This window comes from Caballeronia sp. LZ065 (assembly GCF_031450975.1).
Taxonomy (GTDB): Bacteria; Pseudomonadota; Gammaproteobacteria; order Burkholderiales; family Burkholderiaceae; genus Caballeronia.
The window spans coordinates 657,176-674,321 of record NZ_JARUXV010000003.1 but is presented as its reverse complement, the minus strand read 5'-3'; the positions used below and the strand labels follow the sequence as shown (position 1 = coordinate 674,321).

Here is a 17,146-nt window from a genome sequence, read left to right as displayed (position 1 = left end):
CTTCATAACATTGGCTCCGAACTGGAAGACAAGTATTGCACTCGCATTTGTCTTTAATCGGACTCGGAATAAAACACAAACTCAACCCACGCCCTGAACGAATATTCATGGGCGTGAATCAGGCGCGCGTACGAAAATGATTTCTCGCCAGACGTTATTCGGAAAACTAGGCGTGACGCTGTTTCGCGGAATTGAGTCCGCGACCACGTTCTGCAAATTGCGCGGCAATCCCTATGTGGAACTGGCGCACTGGATTCATCAGTTGCTTCAGCTGACCGACAGCGACCTGCACCGGATCGTGCGACATGCCGGTATCGAGTACGAAACGCTGGAACAGGATCTGGTGCGCACACTGCGCTCGCTTCCGGGGGGCGCGAGTTCCATCAGCGATTTCTCACACCCGGTCGAGATGGCGATCGAACGCGCCTGGGTGATCGCATCGCTCGGCCGCAACGAGCGGCGCATTCGCGGCGCGTGGCTGCTGGCGGCGCTCGCGGGCACGCCGGAATTGCGGCGGGAGCTGCTGGCGGTATCACGGGAGTTCATGCGCCTTCCCTCAGAGAACCTCGACGAGACCTTTGCCTCCTGGGCGGCCGGCTCGCCCGAAGCGGCCGACCCGCCCTACGACGGCAGCGCCTTCGATCCGGCGCTGCCGGGCGAGATGTCGCAAGCCGTGAGCGCAACGCCTGAAGGCGCGCTTGGACACTATTGCACGGACCTCACGGCGCTCGCGCGCAGCGGCGAGATCGACGCCATCAGCGGCCGCGACCAGGAAATCCGCACACTGACCGACGTCCTGCTGCGCCGGCGTCAGAATCACCCGTTGCTGACCGGCGAGGCCGGTGTCGGCAAGACCGCCGTGGTCGAAGGATTCGCGCTGGCCATCGCCAGCGGCGACGTGCCAGGCGTGCTCGCCGATGTCCGCCTGCTGTCGCTCGACGTCGGCGCGCTGCTGGCGGGCGCCAGCATGAAGGGCGAATTCGAGGCCCGCCTCAAGGGCGTGCTCGAAGCAGCAAGAAAATCGCCCGTGCCGGTCATCCTGTTCGTCGACGAGATCCACACGCTGGTCGGCGCAGGCGGCCAGGCCGGCACCGGCGACGCGGCCAACCTGCTCAAGCCCGCCCTGGCGCGAGGTGCGGTGCGGATCATCGGCGCGACGACCTGGGCAGAGTACAAGCGTCATATCGAAAAGGACCCGGCGCTCACGCGGCGCTTCCAGGTCCTGCAGATCGCCGAACCGCAGGAAGCCGCAGCAATCGAGATGGTGCGCGGGCTCGCCGGGATGTTCGCGCGTCATCATCGCGTGATCATGCGCGACGAAGCGATCCGGGCATCGGTCCGGCTCTCGCACCGGTATATCCCGTCACGCCAGTTGCCCGACAAGGCGATCAGCCTGCTCGATACCGCCTGCGCGCGCGTTGCGCTCTCACAGCAAGCGCCGCCGCGTGAACTCCTGCAACTGACTGAGCGCTTGCAGGCCGCACGAGTCGAACTTGACCTCCTCGAACAAGAGGCGCGCATCGGCCTGCAGCCGGGACGCGCCATGCAGGAGGCGCGTGCCCGCATCGACACCTTGCTGGCCGAGCAACGCGCACTCGAGGCGCACTGGCAGGCGCAGTCCGCCGCGGCGGAAGCGCTCGTCAGAGCCCGCGAAGCGGCGTTGACGCCGGTCCCTGACGCGGCGCCGGCCGAGCGCCGTCCCACGCCCGCCGAACTTCGCCAGCTCGAACAGGGCCTGCACGAACTGCAAGGCGAAATGCCGCTCGTGTTTCCGGAGGTGAACGAGGCCATCGTGGCCGCCGTCGTTTCGGACTGGACCGGCATTCCCGTGGGCCGCATGGTCACCGACGAAATCATGGCCATCCGCGCGTTGTCCGACACGCTGGCGGCGCGCGTGATCGGTCAGCCTGCATCGCTCGCGCTCATCGGCGAACGCATCCAGACCGCGCGCGCCGGCCTCGCCGATCCCCACAAGCCGGTGGGCGTGTTCCTGCTCGCCGGGCCATCGGGCGTCGGCAAGACGGAAACCGCGCTGGCGCTCGCCGAAGCGCTGTACGGCGGTGAGCAGAATCTCATCACCATCAACATGAGCGAGTATCAGGAAGCGCACAGCGTCTCAGGCCTCAAGGGTGCGCCGCCGGGGTACGTCGGTTCAGGCGAGGGCGGCGTGCTGACCGAAGCGGTGCGGCGCCGTCCCTACGCGGTGCTGTTGCTCGACGAGATCGAGAAGGCGCATCGCGACGTGCACGAAATGTTCTTCCAGGTGTTCGACAAGGGCTACATGGAAGACGCGGACGGGCGCCATATCGACTTCCGCAACACCACCATCCTGCTCACGAGCAATACCGGCGCGGAGCGCATCGCGAGCCTGTGCGCCGACCCTGCGCGTGCGCCCGATCAGGACACGTTGCAGGCGGCGCTGACACCCGAGTTGCTGAAGACCTTCCCGCCCGCCTTCCTCGGCCGCGTGACCGTCGTGCCTTACCGGCCGCTCGCGCAGGCGTCGCTTGCCGTCATCGTGCGGCTGCATCTGAATCGCGTCGTACGCCGCATGGCGGAAGGCCACGGCATCTCGCTCGTCTGCAGCGAACGCCTGACGGACTACATCGTCAGCCGCTGTCTCGTGCAGGAAACCGGTGCGCGCGTGCTCATCGGCTTCATTGAAAGACATGTGCTGCCGCGCCTGTCCGGGCTGTGGCTCGACGCAATGTCAGCGCAGACGCCGATCACGCGAATCGACGCCGACGTCGGCGATCCGCTGCTCGATCCTCCCGAGGCCATCGTCTTCGCGCTCACCGCGCCGTCGCCTGTTGCGGACGTCGCGTACACCGCCTAGCTCTCAAGTTCATTCACCCATTCCGCCGCTCTTTAGATCACGGAGGCACCTATGTCGCAGGCCAATAATTCCCAGAAGTTCATCGCGCGCAATCGCCCGCCGCGCGTGCAGATCGAATACGACGTCGAGGTTTACGGATCCGAAAAGAAGGTCGAGCTGCCCTTCGTCATGGGCGTGCTAGCGGACCTCTCCGGCAAGCCGGTCGAACCGCTGCCGGCCGTGGCGGACCGGCGTTTCCTGGAAATCGACATCGACAACTTCGACGAACGCATGAAGGCCATCAAGCCGCGTGTGGCGTTCCCCGTACACAACACGCTTACGGGCGAAGGACAGTTGATGGTGGACATGACCTTCGAAAGCATCGAGGACTTCTCGCCTGCCGCGGTCGCGAGCAAGGTGGACGCGCTGAGCCAGTTGCTTGAGGCACGCACTCAGCTTGCCAACCTGCAAACCTACATGGACGGCAAATCCGGCGCGGAAGCGCTCGTCAACACGCTTCTGCGCGATCCGGCGCTGCTCAAGTCCCTCTCCGCCGCGCCGAAGCCGGCCGCCGACAGCGCGCCGGACGCCATCGAAGCCACGCTGAACTGATCCGCCGCCGGATGACTCGCGCGCACGCGCGACTCTGGCCCACCGAACCCGACCGAGACACGACAGAGACCCGTCATGACAGTCAACCAGGTCCAGGCGAGCGCAGCCGCCCCGACAGCCCCGTTCGCCCACAGCGACATTTCCGCCCTGCTGAATCACGAGTTCCGCCCCAAGACGGCGGCCGCGCGCGAGGCGGTGGAACAGGCCGTGCAAACGCTGGCCGAGCAGGCCTTGCAGCAGACGCTCACCATCAGCGACGACGCCTACAAGAGCATTGAAGCCATCATCGCGCAGATCGACCGCAAGCTTTCCGAGCAGATCAACCTGATCCTGCATCACGCCGATTTCCAGCAACTGGAATCGGCCTGGCGGGGGCTGCATCATCTGGTGTCGAACACCGAGACGGACGAGCGGCTCAAGATCCGCTTCATGGACGTGTCCAAGAACGACCTGCGCCGCACGATGAAACGCTACAAGGGGCTTGCGTGGGACCAGAGCCCGCTGTTCAAGCAGATCTACGAGGAGGAGTACGGGCAACTGGGCGGCCAGCCGTATGGCTGTCTCGTCGCGGACTACTACTTCGACCACACGCCGCCCGACGTGGACCTGCTCGGCTCGATCGCCAAGGTGGCCGCGGCCGCGCACACCCCCTTCATCTCGGGGGCTTCTCCCGCGGTCCTGCAGATGGAATCGTGGCAGGAACTCGCCAACCCGCGCGACCTGTCCCGGATCTTCGCGCAGAACCTCGAATACGCGCCGTGGAACTCGTTGCGTACCACCGAGGATGCGCGCTATGTGGGCCTGGCCATGCCGCGCTTCCTCGCGCGCCTGCCCTATGGCGCCAAAAGCAATCCGGTCGACGAATTCGATTTCGAAGAGGAGACCGACGGCGCGGATCATCAGCGCTTTGCCTGGGCCAACGCCGCCTATGCGATGGGCGTGAACATCAACCGCTCCTTCAAGCTGTATGGCTGGTGTTCGCTGATTCGCGGCGTCGAGTCTGGCGGCACGGTGGACAGCCTGCCCTGCCATACCTTCCCGACCGACGACGGCGGCGTCGACATGAAATGCCCGACCGAAATCGCCATTTCCGACCGGCGCGAAGCAGAACTCTCGAAGAATGGCCTGATTCCGCTGATCCACCGCAAGAACACCGACCACGCCACGTTCATTGGCGCCCAGTCGCTGCAAAAGCCGGCGGAGTATTACGACCCGGACGCCACCGCGAACGCGAATCTCTCTGCACGCCTGCCGTATCTGTTCGCGTGTTCGCGGTTCGCGCATTACCTGAAGTGCATCGTGCGCGACAAGATCGGCTCGTTCCGCGAACGCGAGGAAATGCAGCAGTGGCTGAACGGCTGGATCATGAATTACGTCGACGCCGACCCTGCCAACTCCTCGCAGGACACGAAGGCCAGCCGTCCGCTCGCGGCTGCCGAGGTCGTGGTCGAAGATCTCGAGGACAACCCAGGCTACTACCAGGCGAAGTTCTTCCTGCGTCCGCATTTCCAGCTCGAGGGACTGACGGTATCGCTGAGACTCGTCGCCCGTCTGCCTTCCGTGAAGGAAACCGCCTGAATCAGCCTGGAGGAACCGTCATGCCCTGGACCTATACCCGCACCACCGGCACGCTCAGCGATCCGGACGGCAACATCGTCGCCAGAAACGGCTATTCCGGCGCAGGAGATGGCCGCAACAACCCCGCCATGGAAAACATCCGAAACGTGGGCCCGATTCCGCGAGGCAGTTATCGGATCGGCAATGCGCGTCATTCAGTACGCACAGGCGCCGTTTCGATGGACCTCACACCGGAAGTCGGCACCACCACCTTCGGACGATCCGCCTTCTTGATTCACGGCGACAACCTGGAGCACACGGCATCCACCGGCTGCGTGATTCTCGGGCGGCCCGTGCGCGAACAGATCAACCGGAGCGCAGACAGAGGATTGATCGTCCAATGATGCGATTCCTGTTCCTCAAACCCGGCCTGCCTGCGTCTTTCGCCAGTGCGCTGCTTGCCTCGGCATGCGTCAGCGCCCAGGTGGCGCCGGACGCCGCGCGCATCGCCGGGGAGATCGAGACGCAAGGCGCTCAACCGGCCGTGACCTCGCTCGACCGCGACGGTCAGTTCGATGCCGTGCTCGACAGCATCGCAAGCGGCAACGCCGCCTGGGTCGAACTCGCACCCCGGCTCGCGCAGGGTACGGACGCGAGCGCTTCCATCGGCCTGACCATCGCTCTTGCCACGGCGCTGCCGAAGAATCCCGCGGCCGTCCTGAGCGTGCTCGACGACGGGCCGGTGCTCGGCGCCGCCGCCGTGTGCGGTGCGCCGTTCATCGAGCCAGCGCCGGGAGAGATGAAGGCCTATCTGGACCGGGCCATTCCAGCGGTATCGGACGTGCCGGAAGGCGATGCGGTCCGGCGCGCCCCGTGCCTGGACCGACTCGCGCACATCCAGCGGCTGCTCGAAACGAGCCCGACGCAACTTCAATAACCCCCCTCAACCTCAAGGAACAGACAAACATGGCACAAGACATCTTCATCAAGATCAACGGTATCGACGGCGAATCGCAGGATGCGGCGCACAAGAGCGAAATCGAAGTGGCGAGCTGGGGCTGGCGCGTCTCGCAGGATTCGATGATGCATGCAGGCAGTGGCGGCGGCGCGGGCAAGGCAAGCGTCGACGATCTCAGTTTCGAGCATCTGATGGACCGCGCCAGTCCCAACCTGATGAAGTATTGCCTGACCGGCAAGCACATCGATCAGGCCGTCCTGACCGTGCGCAAGGCGGGCGGCAATCCGCTCGAGTATCTGAAGATCACCATGAGCGACGTGATGGTCACCAAGGTGCAGCCTTCGGGCTCCCATGGCGAGAACGGCGTCCGCGAGGAAGTGCGCCTGGCGTTCGCCAAGGTGAAACAGGAGTACATCGTGCAGAACGCCCAGGGCGGCAGCGGCGGAGCCGTCACGGCGGCATTCGACATCAAGGGCAACAAGGAAGCCTGAACGAACCTGATGCCTTTTCACCCGGAACCCGAGGCACAAGCATCGGGTTCCGACCTGCACGCCATCCATGCGATTTCTGCTGACTCGTTTCATCCGATCCGTCACCGCGCCCGCGTGGTCGTCCGGTGCTTCGCCCGGCGCTTCGTCCGGTACTTCGTCCGGTGCTTCGTCCGGTGCTTCGTCCGGTGCTTCGTCCGGTGCTTCGTCCGGTGCTTCGTCCGGTGCTTCGTCCGGTGCTTCGTCCGGTGCTTCGCCCGGCGCTTCGTCCGGTGCTTCTTCCGTGTGCGCGCGCGTATCAACGCTCGTGTGCGCGCTGGCACTGGGCGCCTGCGCAAGCTCCGACGCCCCGCCCCGACGCGAGCCGCTGAAGCTCGACCTGGCCATTCGCGCGTCATCGACGGTGAATCCCGACGACCAGAAACGCGCCGCGCCCATTCTCGTGCGCGTGTACGAACTGAAGGGTGTCGACGCATTCAACGAGGCGGATTTTCAATCCCTTCAGGACAAGGAGAAGACCGTGCTCGCGGCAGATCTCGTGGTGCGGGACCAGTTCATGTTGCGGCCCGGCGAGAGCAGGCGCATCGCACGCAACGCCCAGGGTGCCAGCACGGCGCTGGGCGTGATCGCGGCATACCGCGACCTGCCCCACGCCGTGTGGCGCGCGACGACGATGCTGCCCGCGACACCGCCGGCGGCATGGTACCGGCGCGCGCCGAAACTGCAGCTCGCCATCGACCTCGATACCGATGCCATCCGGATCAGCGACCCTCAATCCGGCAATCCTTCACTCAATCCCCCAAGCGCCCCCTCGAGCGCCCCTTCCGGCAACCGGCCGCACAACGAATGAGCACATAGCGCATGAGCTGGCACAACAAAGTCACCTGGAGCGAAGGCCTTTTTCTCTGTCCGCAACTGTTCCAGCAACAGGAGCGGTATCTGGAGCAGTTCGCGCACAAGCGCGCCGCGCCGCTGTCACCGTTCTTCTTCGGTTTCTCGCACTATGCGATCGATTCCGAGGCGCTCGCGCTCGGCAAGGTCATCGTGAAATCGGCGAGCGGCCTGTTCGCCGACGGCACCCCCTTCGACACGCCCGGCAGCACGCCGCCGCCCGCGCCGCTGACCATCCGCCAGGAGCATCTCGAACAGGAGATCTGCCTTGCGGTGCCAGTGCGTGTGCCTAACGGCGAAGAAACCACCTTCGACGATGCGGCGGATTCGCTCGCGCGTCATTCCGTGTTCGCCATCGACTTGCGCGATGCCAATTCCACCGGTCTGGGGTCCAAGACTGTCCAGCTGTCGAACCTGCGCGTGCGCCTGTTGCCCCGCAAGGAGATGACGGGCGGATGGATCGGCCTGCCGCTCGCGCGCGTGAAGTCCTTGCGCGCCGACGGCAGCATCGAACTGGACGATTCCCTCGTCCCACCCGTATGCGGATACGGTGCGAGCGCGTTGCTCACCACCTGGCTCGGCGACGTCCACGACCTGCTTCACATGCGCGCCGACAAGCTCGCCAAGCGGCTGACCGGCAGCGACGGGCAAGCAGGTTCTGTGGCCGAAGTATCGGACTATTTGCTGTTGCAGACGCTCAATCGCTACGAACCCCTGTTGCAGCATCTGCGCCGCGTGCCGACCACGTCTCCGGCGGAGCTCTATGCGTTGTTGCTGAGCATGGCCGGCGAACTGTCCACCTATGTCCGGCCGGCCACGCGTCGTCCGCTCGACACGCATCCGCCATATCGGCATGAAGAGCCGCATCTGTGTCTGCGGCCGATCGTCGAAGATACGCAGTGGCTGCTCAACGCAGTGCTGGTGCGCAGCGCCCAGCGTATTCCGCTCGATGATGCAGGCTACGGTGTGAGCAATGCCGTCGTCGATCCGGGCGAGATGCGCTCCTTCTCCGCCGTGGTGCTCGCCGTGTTCGCGAACATGGCGCCGGATGCGCTGGCCGACCGCTTCGCGTCCCAGGCCAAGGTCGGGCCGTCCGAGCGTCTGCCCGATCTCGTGCGCGGGCATCTGCCGGGCATTCCGCTGCAAAGCCTGCCGGTGCCGCCGCGCCAGATTCCCTTCAACACCGGCTTCGTCTACTTCGAAATCGCGCGCGGCGGGCCGCTCTGGAGTGCCGTCGAGAAACATGGCGGCATCGCGCTGCATGTCGCGGGCGATTTTCCTGGGCTGCAACTCCAGTTGTGGGGCGTGCGCGGGTGACGCAAGCGGCAGGTGCGGGAAGAACTTAGTGCAGGCATCGGGAGGCTAGAAATTACACACGCTAAGACCACGACGGATGTTAAAGAGACATCGCGGCAAGATAAGACGCCCGCCAAACCGGCTCCGGATAAGCAAGCGGAAGCGGAAGCGGCAGCGGAAGCGGCAGCGGAAGCGGAAGCCAAAGCAAAAGCAAAAGCAAAAGCGGAAGCGGAAGCGGCGGCCGAAGCGTTCAAAAGTCTCATGAGCCGCATGCCACCAGGCGAAGTCCCCGCAGCACGTCTGCGTGCAATTCTCGCGGCGCGCAATCCATTGCTTGAAGCGGCGCGGCCGCTTTTGCGCGCGCTTGCGGAAATGCCCGATAACCTGAATGAAGTCGGTATGAAAGTGCTTCGGCAGTTGCTCGAGGACGAAGTGCGCGATTTTCAGCGCCTGTGCGAACAGGCCAATATCCGTCACGACTACATGCTCGGTGCGCGCTACTGCCTATGTACCGCTCTTGATGAAGCCGCCATGAAAACCTCATGGGGCAAGAAGTTTAACGGCGCGATGTGGAGCAATGAAGGTCTGGCGGCAAAATTCCATGCAGATCGCGATGGTGGGGCAAAGATTTTCTACCTCATCGGCCGTCTGTCAGCGGAACCTCACGAATACCTGGACTTGATCGAAGTTATCTACCGGGTTCTCAACCTGGGTTTCATAGGCAGGTATGCAAAGGACGCAGACGGCGCGCGCAAGCACGACGAAATCCGCCGCAGTCTGTTCAACCAACTTCAGCAGACCCGCCCCTCCCTGCCCCTCGCCCTCTCCCCCCACGCCGACTCCAGCGCCCGCGGCCAACGCCTGTCGTTATGGAACTTCCCCGCATGGATCAGTTTCGCCGTCCTCGGGCTCGCGTTGCTTGGCCTGTTCGGCTGGTTCAAGTATCACTTGCTCAACAAAGGCGCCTCGCTCGAGTCGCAGATCATCGAGATTGGCCGCATGACGCCGCCGCCCGCGCCGCGCGTTCCGCGCCTCCGCGAACTGCTGGCGAACGAAATTGCGGCCGGCATGGTGAGCGTTGATGAAGATGCGCAACACAGCACCGTGACCTTCCGGGGCGACGCAATGTTCGCGCCGGGCGGAATCGACGTGAACGCTGCGATGAACCCCCTCATCGCAAAGATCGCGGGAGAAGTGGCCCGGGTTCCCGGCCGCGTCACGGTCACCGGCTACACCGACAACCTTCCCATCCGCAGCCGCCGCTACGCCTCCAACGACGCGCTCTCGCTCGAACGCGCCACGCAGGTCGTCCAGCAACTGCAAGCGGCCGGCGTGCCGGCGGGAAGACTGGAAGCGGTCGGCCGGGGCGCATCCAGTCCGCTCGGCGACAACCGCACGGCGTCGGGCCGCGCGCTGAACCGGCGCGTCGAGATCGCTGTCGTGCCGTAACGGGACTCACGGCGCACCCGCTTTCACTGGCGTGAGCCATCACGCCGAGCGTCGTTACTGGACTTGAAGAAGTGGACCCGAAGAATGAAGAAGCTGTTGTCGTTCCTGTTTTCACGCATGTTTCTCGCGATCATCGCGTTGCTGCTGCTCGTGCTGGCCGTCTGGTTCATCGGGCCGTACTTCGCGTTCGGCGGACTCAAGCCGCTCGAAAGCGTCGCGTTGCGCGTGATCGTGATCGCGCTGATTCTGTGCGGCGCGCTGCTCCGGCTCAGACATATATCGATGGCGGTCGTGTTCGGCGCGCTGCTCTGCTTGCTCATCTGGCATGCCGCCCCGCTGCTGAGCTTCGGCGAGAAGAAGCCGTTCGCGTCCACGGACACGCGCATCGTCGCTATTGCAGCCGTCGTCGCCGTCTTCGTGGGCTGGCTGCTGTACCGTATCTGGTGCCGCATGCGCAGCGACGAACAGTTCCTGCGCCGCGCACTCGCTTTCGGCAACAAACAGGAAGCGCCGGCGAATCCCAGGCTCCGGCAACTCGAAACACACTTCAGGAGCCTGCTGGAGAGCCTCAAGAGCACGCGCACGGGCGGCTTCGCCCGGCTGTTTCAGCGCACCCGTTATCTGTATGAATTGCCCTGGTTCATCGCGCTCGGTTCAGCGGGCTCGGGCAAGACGCGTGCACTGCTCAACGCAGGCCTGCCGGTGCCCGCGAGCGCCGCGCTCCGGCAGGCGCGCCCGGATGCGCCTTCTGCTTGCGCCGTCGACTGGTGGCTCACCGACGAAGCCCTGTGCATCGACACCCCGGGCTATTACACGCGTCCAGGTCAGTCCTCCCGCCCGCTGACCTTGGCCCGCGAGACACGGACCGCGACCGTCGCACCGCTGCATCCCGGCATCGCAAAGAATGAACTGAGCCAACGCGAGACAGACACGCAGGAATGGCTGGGTTTCCTGCGAATGCTGCGCCGCCACCGTCCGCGCGCGCCGATCAACGGCGCGCTGCTGACGATCCGGCTCGACCTGCTCACCGCCGCCGATGCCACCCAGCGCGAAGCCGAAGCCGACGCCCTTCGCACGCAGCTCGCGGACCTGCGCCGCATGCTCGGGATTCGCTTTCCGGTGTATCTGATCGTCACGCAGATGGACCGCCTGAGCGGCTTTGCCGATTACTTTGCCGCGCTGACCGAGGAACATCGCGCGCAGATCTGGGGCTTCACGCTGCCGGTCGCGTCGCCGGCGACCGAAGCGCGCTGCCGCGAAGAACTCGCGTTGCTGGCGGCGCGTCTGGCTGACGGCCTCAACACGCGCCTCGAAGACGAATTCGATCTCGACCGTCGCCGCCGTCTCGTGGCCTTTCCCGAGGCCTTCGCCGCGCTCGCCGCGCCGCTCGCGGAGTGCTTGGCGCGACTGTTCACCGGCACGCGTTACGACGACACCGAACGTCACGCGATGCTGCGCGGCGTGTACTTCACGAGCGCCGCGCAAGAGGGCCTGCCTCTGCCGGCCGAACCCGCGACGATCGCCCGGCGTCTGGCCGACGGCGTCGAACACGCGCTCCCCGGCCGTCCCACGTCAGCGACTCCAGCCGGCAACCGCAGCTACTTCCTGCACGATGTCTTCAGGAAGGTGATCCTGCCCGAAGCGCATCTGGTGCGGCCCAACCTGCGCTGGGAGGTTCGCTTCCGCCTGCTACGGCTGATCGGCCATGCGCTCGCGGTGCTGCTGTTCACCTGGCTGGCCGTCGCCCTCTACGAAAGCTTCGGCAACAACAGCAGCTATCTGGCGGCCGTCACGCACAAGACCCAGGCGCTCTCCGCGAAGGTCGCGCAACTGTATCGCGAGCCCAGGCCCGACGACGTGCCCGATGCACTGACCGACGCCCTGCACCTGCCTGCCCGGACCGGCCTCGATCTCGCCCGTCCCGACGCAAGCTATCGTTATGGGCTGTACGTGGCGCCCGAAATCGTCGATGCGAGCGGCGCAACCTATCGCGCCCTCGAAGCCAGCCTGCTGCTGCCGCAGATCGTGCATCGCATTGAGGCGGTCATCGCGCAGGCCATCGCGCGGCAGGATCCGAAGGCCGCCTACGGCGCGCTGCGGGTCTACCTGATGTTGTACGAGCCAGCGAAGTTCAAGGGCAGCGAAATCAAGGCCTGGGTGCTCGATGACTGGTCGAGAACGGACAGCGCGTCGGTCTACGGCGGCCGTGCGTCGATGCTGGAACATCTCGACCGGCTTTTCGCGGGGCAGCGCGTCGTTCAGTCGCCGCTCATCCGCAACGACGCACTGATCGAGCGCGCGCGCGGCTTTCTCGACCAGAGCAACGGCACGCAACGCCTCTATGATCGCGCAAAGGCCGCGATGCAGGACGACGCACCGGACGACTTCACGCTGCTGCGCGCAGTGGGACCGCAGGCGGGCATGTCGTTCACGCGTGCAAGCGGCGAGCCGCTTTCGCGCGGCGTGCCGGGCCTCTTTACGTTCGATGGCTACCGCGCCCTGTTCGACCGTCGCCTGGCGGAATTCCTCAAGATCGCACGCGATGACGACGCCTGGGTCATGGGCCGGGCGTATCTCGCGGGCTGGACCAGTAACGCACGCGAGGCTCAAAAAAAAACGGCTGAATTCGTGAGCGCCGCCGGCGGCGGAGACGATGCGTTGACCGACGCCATCCGCCGCCTGTATCTGACGGAGTATCAGCAGCACTGGAGCGCGTTTTTGGCGGATATTCGTCCGGTGACCGGATCGAGTGCTGGATTCAACTTGCAGATCATGCGTCAGTTCGCGGCGCCCGACTCGCCGCTCGCGCGACTGGCATTCGCCGCCGCGCGCGAAACCACGCTCACCAAAAGCCTGACGGACGAAAAGCGTTCGCTGCTCGATCAGGCGGACGCCGCGTTCGCAGGCAAGGCGAGAGCGTTCGGCATGCGGGCGCAGGAGCGCGTGGAGCGTGAACTCGTCGACGACCGCTTCGCCGCGCTGCGCGAGATGGTGACGGGCGAAGCGCAGGTCCGACAGGACGCGCCGGCGCGAGCGGCGCAGGATGCACCGTCTGCACCGGGGACGCCGCAGGCACGCCGCACGGGACTCGACGGCGTCGCCACCTTGCTCAACGACACCTACACGGCGCTGACCATCGCCGAAAGCGCGCTCTCGAACAATGGCCTGCCGCCGCCGAACGACGCCTCCGCGAAGCTCAAGATGGCCGCCGACACCATGCCCGCGCCGTTTCGCGCGGTGTTGCAGGCGCTCGCCTTGCAGGGATCGCGCGACGTGAACCAGGGCGTCGGACAACTGCTGTCGCGTCAGACGCAGGCGGTGGTCGGCGATGCATGCCGGCTGGCCGTCGAAGGCCACTATCCGTTCGTGCGGGACAGCGCGCGCGATATCAGCATCGACGATTTCACGCGGATGTTCGCGCAAGGCGGTCTGCTCGACGACTTCTTCACCAAGAACCTGGCGCCCTTCGTCGATACGTCCTCACAGCCCTGGCGCTACCACACCCTGCCCGGCTCCACCGCGCCCGTGCTGGGCCCGGATCTCGCACCCTTCCAGCGCGCGCTGGCGATCCGTCAAGTCTTCTTCGGTGAACAGGGCAAGCAGATTGCCTGGAAAGCAGATGTGCGCGTGCCTGAGCTCGATCCCGCCATTCTGAGTCTGGCCATCGATATCGACGGGCAAAGCATGTTGTATCAGCATGGCCCGGTGACGCCGCTGAGAGTCGCCTGGCCGGGACCGCGCGGCGGCGTGCATGTCGAACTCACGGCGAGCCCGCGGATCCGGACAGACACCTCGACACTCTCGGTGGACGGCCCGTGGGCGCTGATGCGCCTGCTCGGACGCGGCCAGATCGTGCCGACCGCGACGCCGGGACGCGTGCGCGTCGTGTTCGATTTCGACGGACGCAAGGCGGCGCTGGATATCGCGAGCACCGGCAGCCTCGCCAATCCGTTGACGAGCGACCTGCTCACGGCCTTTCATTGCCCTGCCGCTGTCCCGCTGTTCGACCTCGCGGACAGTGGTCCGCCGCCCGGACTGCCCGCGCCTTCGACCATGCCGGCCTCGCCTTGAGCAAGAGCCCCTGCAAGACCAGGAACGCACGTCCCCATCCGCGCGGTGTCGATTGCGCCGGGGCCAATGCTTCGGGGCCAATGCTTTGGGGCCGATGCTTTGGGGCCGATGCTTCGGGGCCGATTCTCGGCGGCCTGCTGATAGCGGCCTCCGACTGGCGCAGCATCTTCCGGGTCAATCTGCCGGTCGCGGGTGTTCGATCGCGTAATACACCAGACATCCGGCCACCACGCCCCAGAATGCCGCGCCGACGCCCAGCAGCGTGACATCGCTCAAGGTGACGACGAACACGATCATCGCGCTCAAGGGCAAGGCCGACCGGAACGCGCTGACGAAGGACTTTTCGAGCACGCCCATCATCGCCAGTCCGGCGAGGATCGCGATGTACGCGCCGGGCAGGCTCGTCAGAAGGAAGACATAAGCCGTCGAGCACACGCCAATCGCCACGCAGATGACGCCCGCCATCAACGCACCGAGATAATGCCGTCCGTGCGTGCCGCCCGACACCAGGATCGCATTGCTCGGCCCGGCCAGCACCGAGGGACAACCGCCGAAGGGCGCGGTGATCGCCGTGAGCGCCGCGCTGACGAGCGTCACGAGGCGCAACGACGTCCGATAACCCGATGCGCGCGTCACCGCGATGCCCTGCGCGTTCTGCACGAACAGCACGGTGATGAGCAGCGGCAGCAGCAGTTGCGAGATCGCGTGAAGGTCGAAGCGCGGCACGATCAACGCGGGCGTCGCAATCCATGCGCCGCCGCTGTGGCTCGGCAGCCGGAAGCCGGTCGCGAACAGCACCGCCGCGCCCGCCAGCATGGCGCCGATCAGCGGCGGGATCGGCGCGGCGTTGCGGCGTTCGAGCCACAACAGGCCGAAGAAGCACAGCAGCATGCAGCCGCCGATGAGCGGCGCGGCCACGGTCGAATGCACCACGGCCAGCACGTATTTGATGAAGAGCCCGGCGATCATCGCCATGACGATGGGCATCGGCACCCAGCGGTCGAGCAGGCCGACGAGGTTCGTCACGCCCAGCACCAGCAGCACGGCCGCGCACACCAGATAAGTCCCCACCGCGGCCCCGAACCCGTATTGCGCGATCACCGGTGCGGGGAGCACCGCGCCGGGAATCGTCCACAGGAACAGCAGCGGCTGGCGCGTCTTCCAGCTGATTGCAATGCTGGCGAGCCCGTTGATGCCGATCGACGTGAACAGCCACGACGACGTCTGCGCGAAGCTCAAGCCGCCTTCGCGCGACGCGGCGATGATGATGGCGACCGGGCCGGTCGCGGAGAAACTCATGCTCGCGAACGCGAGTGAGAGATAGAGAAGCCACGAGCGGCCGAGGCCGTGATCGCCGCTTTTGCCGCTTTCGCCGCTTTCGCCGCTTGTGTCACCAACGGACATGGAGAGTGCTCTTGCTCAAGCGGTCTCGCACTGAAAGCGTGCAAGACCGCGACGGAACCCAGGCCGTGCGTCAGTGCGCGGCCGCTTCGGCGTGCACCGGCGCGCGCCAGATGAGGCCGATGATCACGCCGAGCACGCACAACGCGGCAATGTACCATGCGGGCGCCATCGTCATGCCCTGCCGTCCCACCATGAAGGACGCAATGGCGGGCGCGGTGCCGCCGAAGATGGCATAGGCCGTGTTGTACGAGAGCGCAAAGCCGGTGAAGCGGACTTCGGCCGGGAAGCTTTTCACGATGATGTACGGCCCGAGCGTGATGGTGCCGATCAGGAAACCGCCCGCGATATACAACGCCCAGACCGACGTGCTGCCCGCATTCAGGCTCAGATAGAACGCGCCGGTCACGAGCAGCATCGCCACGCTGCCGATGGCATACGCGCGCCCGCCGCCGATCTTGTCCGCGGCCCATCCGGCGAAGGTGCTGCCAAGGATCAGGCCGAAGATCGACCACGAGTTGTTGGTGAAGACGTCCTTCGGCGCGAAGTGGAATTGCGTCTGGAGCAAAGTCGGCGTGTAGAGGAAGTACAGCACGAAGATGCCCGAGAACACCCACGTGGCGAGCAGCGAGACGATCACCGCGCCGCGATGCTCCTTCAGCACGACCGCGAGCGGCAGGCGCGCATCGGCCTCACGCTTGGCGCGCAGCGCTTCGAACACCGGCGTCTCCTGCAGATAGCGGCGCAGATAAACCGAAATCAGACCAAAAATTCCGCCCGCGATGAACGGCACGCGCCAGCCCCAAGTCTTGAGTTCGGCGGGATCCATGTTGCCGATCAGGAACTTCGCCGACAGCGCCCCGAGCAGGATGCCGGTGCACAAGCCCGACATCAGCAGCCCGCACGCGAGCCCGATGCGGTCGCGCCGCACGTGTTCCGAACAGAAGATCCACGCGCCCGGCACTTCCCCGCCGACCGACAGTCCCTGCAACACCCGGCACAACAGGAACAGCAGCGGCGCGGCCATGCCGAGCATCGCGTAGCTGGGCAGAAGGCCGATGAGCAGCGTCGGCGCGGCCATCAGGAACAGGCTCAGCGCGAACATTTTCTTGCGGCCGATACGGTCGCCGAAGTGCGCGAAGAAGATGCCGCCGATCGGCCGCACCAGATAGCCCGCCGCGAAGATGCAGAACACTTCAAGCTGCGCGAGCCACTCGGGCGTCTGCGGCGGGAAGAACACCGTCGCGAGCAGCTTCGTGAAGAACACGGCGACGATGAAGTCGTAGTATTCGAGCGCACCGCCCAGCGACGCCAGCATCAGCGTCTTGATATCGTTGCCTGACATCGACCGCCCTTTGATGGCGACGTCGTCCGTCCTTACAGGGGTTGAACTCATGTGAAACTCCAAGGCGCTGGGTGAGGTGATATTCAACGCGTCCGCCATTTAATCAGCATGCTGATCATTCATGCGCAGAGCGGGACACTGCACATGAACGAATCGCACGGAGACTTGAGCGACGCGTCCTTCTATTGACTTCGTGCTTCGACATCCAACATCGACTTGCTGCAATGCAACTCAACGCATTTCGTCAGTACGCTGATTGATAG

11 protein-coding genes and 1 pseudogene are annotated in these 17,146 nt (G+C 65.2%); 10 read left to right on the top strand and 2 right to left on the bottom strand.

Features of this window, described 5'->3' with window-relative positions:
- Window positions 1-136 precede the first annotated feature (136 nt).
- The 10 genes and pseudogenes from tssH (at window position 137) to tssM (ending at window position 14,137) form a co-directional block, all read left to right on the top strand.
- The gene (tssH, locus tag QCE63_RS23270) at window positions 137-2,836 is read left to right on the top strand and encodes a type VI secretion system ATPase TssH (protein WP_309836303.1); all 2,700 of its coding nucleotides are present in this window, start codon (window positions 137-139) and stop codon (window positions 2,834-2,836) included.
- 51 nt (window positions 2,837-2,887) lie between these two features.
- Complete coding sequence (gene tssB, locus QCE63_RS23265; protein ID WP_309836302.1) at window positions 2,888-3,427, top strand: type VI secretion system contractile sheath small subunit; 540 nt, start codon at window positions 2,888-2,890, stop codon at window positions 3,425-3,427.
- A gap of 75 nt (window positions 3,428-3,502) precedes the next feature.
- On the top strand, window positions 3,503-5,005 hold the full coding sequence (gene tssC, locus QCE63_RS23260; protein ID WP_309836300.1) for a type VI secretion system contractile sheath large subunit: 1,503 nt from the start codon (window positions 3,503-3,505) through the stop codon (window positions 5,003-5,005).
- A 20-nt stretch (window positions 5,006-5,025) separates the two neighbouring features.
- Window positions 5,026-5,388 (top strand): tlde1 domain-containing protein, encoded by a 363-nt coding sequence (locus QCE63_RS23255; protein WP_309836299.1) that lies wholly within the window; start codon window positions 5,026-5,028, stop codon window positions 5,386-5,388.
- A complete protein-coding gene (locus QCE63_RS23250) occupies window positions 5,385-5,921 on the top strand; it encodes a hypothetical protein (RefSeq protein WP_309836298.1) in 537 nt (178 codons plus the stop codon). Before QCE63_RS23255 ends, QCE63_RS23250 begins: the two co-directional genes overlap by 4 nt.
- Before the next feature lie 29 nt (window positions 5,922-5,950).
- Window positions 5,951-6,433: a type VI secretion system tube protein Hcp gene (locus QCE63_RS23245; RefSeq protein WP_309816312.1), complete on the top strand. Its 483-nt coding sequence runs from the start codon at window positions 5,951-5,953 to the stop codon at window positions 6,431-6,433.
- Window positions 6,434-6,713: 280 nt separating this feature from the next.
- A pseudogene (gene tssJ, locus QCE63_RS23240) lies at window positions 6,714-7,199 on the top strand (type VI secretion system lipoprotein TssJ); the annotation flags it as partial.
- Window positions 7,200-7,291: 92 nt separating this feature from the next.
- Window positions 7,292-8,638 carry a type VI secretion system baseplate subunit TssK gene (gene tssK / locus QCE63_RS23235; RefSeq protein ID WP_309836296.1) on the top strand — a complete coding sequence of 449 codons (1,347 nt, stop codon included), beginning with the start codon at window positions 7,292-7,294 and terminating at the stop codon, window positions 8,636-8,638.
- 12 nt (window positions 8,639-8,650) lie between these two features.
- Window positions 8,651-10,066: a type VI secretion system protein TssL, long form gene (gene tssL / locus QCE63_RS23230; protein WP_309836294.1), complete on the top strand. Its 1,416-nt coding sequence runs from the start codon at window positions 8,651-8,653 to the stop codon at window positions 10,064-10,066.
- An 84-nt stretch (window positions 10,067-10,150) separates the two neighbouring features.
- Window positions 10,151-14,137, top strand: a complete 3,987-nt coding sequence (tssM, locus tag QCE63_RS23225) for a type VI secretion system membrane subunit TssM (protein ID WP_309836293.1) — start codon at window positions 10,151-10,153, stop codon at window positions 14,135-14,137.
- Between the two features lie 174 nt (window positions 14,138-14,311).
- Here tssM and QCE63_RS23220 read toward each other — a convergent pair whose 3' ends face one another.
- Window positions 14,312-15,541, bottom strand: coding sequence for a benzoate/H(+) symporter BenE family transporter (locus tag QCE63_RS23220; RefSeq protein ID WP_309836292.1), 1,230 nt, complete (start codon window positions 15,539-15,541; stop codon window positions 14,312-14,314).
- A 70-nt stretch (window positions 15,542-15,611) separates the two neighbouring features.
- Window positions 15,612-16,934, bottom strand: a complete 1,323-nt coding sequence (locus tag QCE63_RS23215; protein WP_309836291.1) for an MFS transporter — start codon at window positions 16,932-16,934, stop codon at window positions 15,612-15,614.
- Window positions 16,935-17,146: the final 212 nt, after the last annotated feature.

Coding starts and splice junctions, on each gene's coding strand:
- QCE63_RS23255 (WP_309836299.1), top strand. CDS start 5,026: ATGCCCTGGACCTATACCCGCACCACCGGCACGCTCAGCGATCCGGAC.
- QCE63_RS23245 (WP_309816312.1), top strand. CDS start 5,951: ATGGCACAAGACATCTTCATCAAGATCAACGGTATCGACGGCGAATCG.
- QCE63_RS23220 (WP_309836292.1), bottom strand. CDS start 15,541: ATGTCCGTTGGTGACACAAGCGGCGAAAGCGGCGAAAGCGGCAAAAGC.
- tssK (WP_309836296.1), top strand. CDS start 7,292: ATGAGCTGGCACAACAAAGTCACCTGGAGCGAAGGCCTTTTTCTCTGT.
- tssC (WP_309836300.1), top strand. CDS start 3,503: ATGACAGTCAACCAGGTCCAGGCGAGCGCAGCCGCCCCGACAGCCCCG.
- tssB (WP_309836302.1), top strand. CDS start 2,888: ATGTCGCAGGCCAATAATTCCCAGAAGTTCATCGCGCGCAATCGCCCG.
- QCE63_RS23250 (WP_309836298.1), top strand. CDS start 5,385: ATGATGCGATTCCTGTTCCTCAAACCCGGCCTGCCTGCGTCTTTCGCC.
- tssM (WP_309836293.1), top strand. CDS start 10,151: ATGAAGAAGCTGTTGTCGTTCCTGTTTTCACGCATGTTTCTCGCGATC.
- tssH (WP_309836303.1), top strand. CDS start 137: ATGATTTCTCGCCAGACGTTATTCGGAAAACTAGGCGTGACGCTGTTT.
- QCE63_RS23215 (WP_309836291.1), bottom strand. CDS start 16,934: ATGAGTTCAACCCCTGTAAGGACGGACGACGTCGCCATCAAAGGGCGG.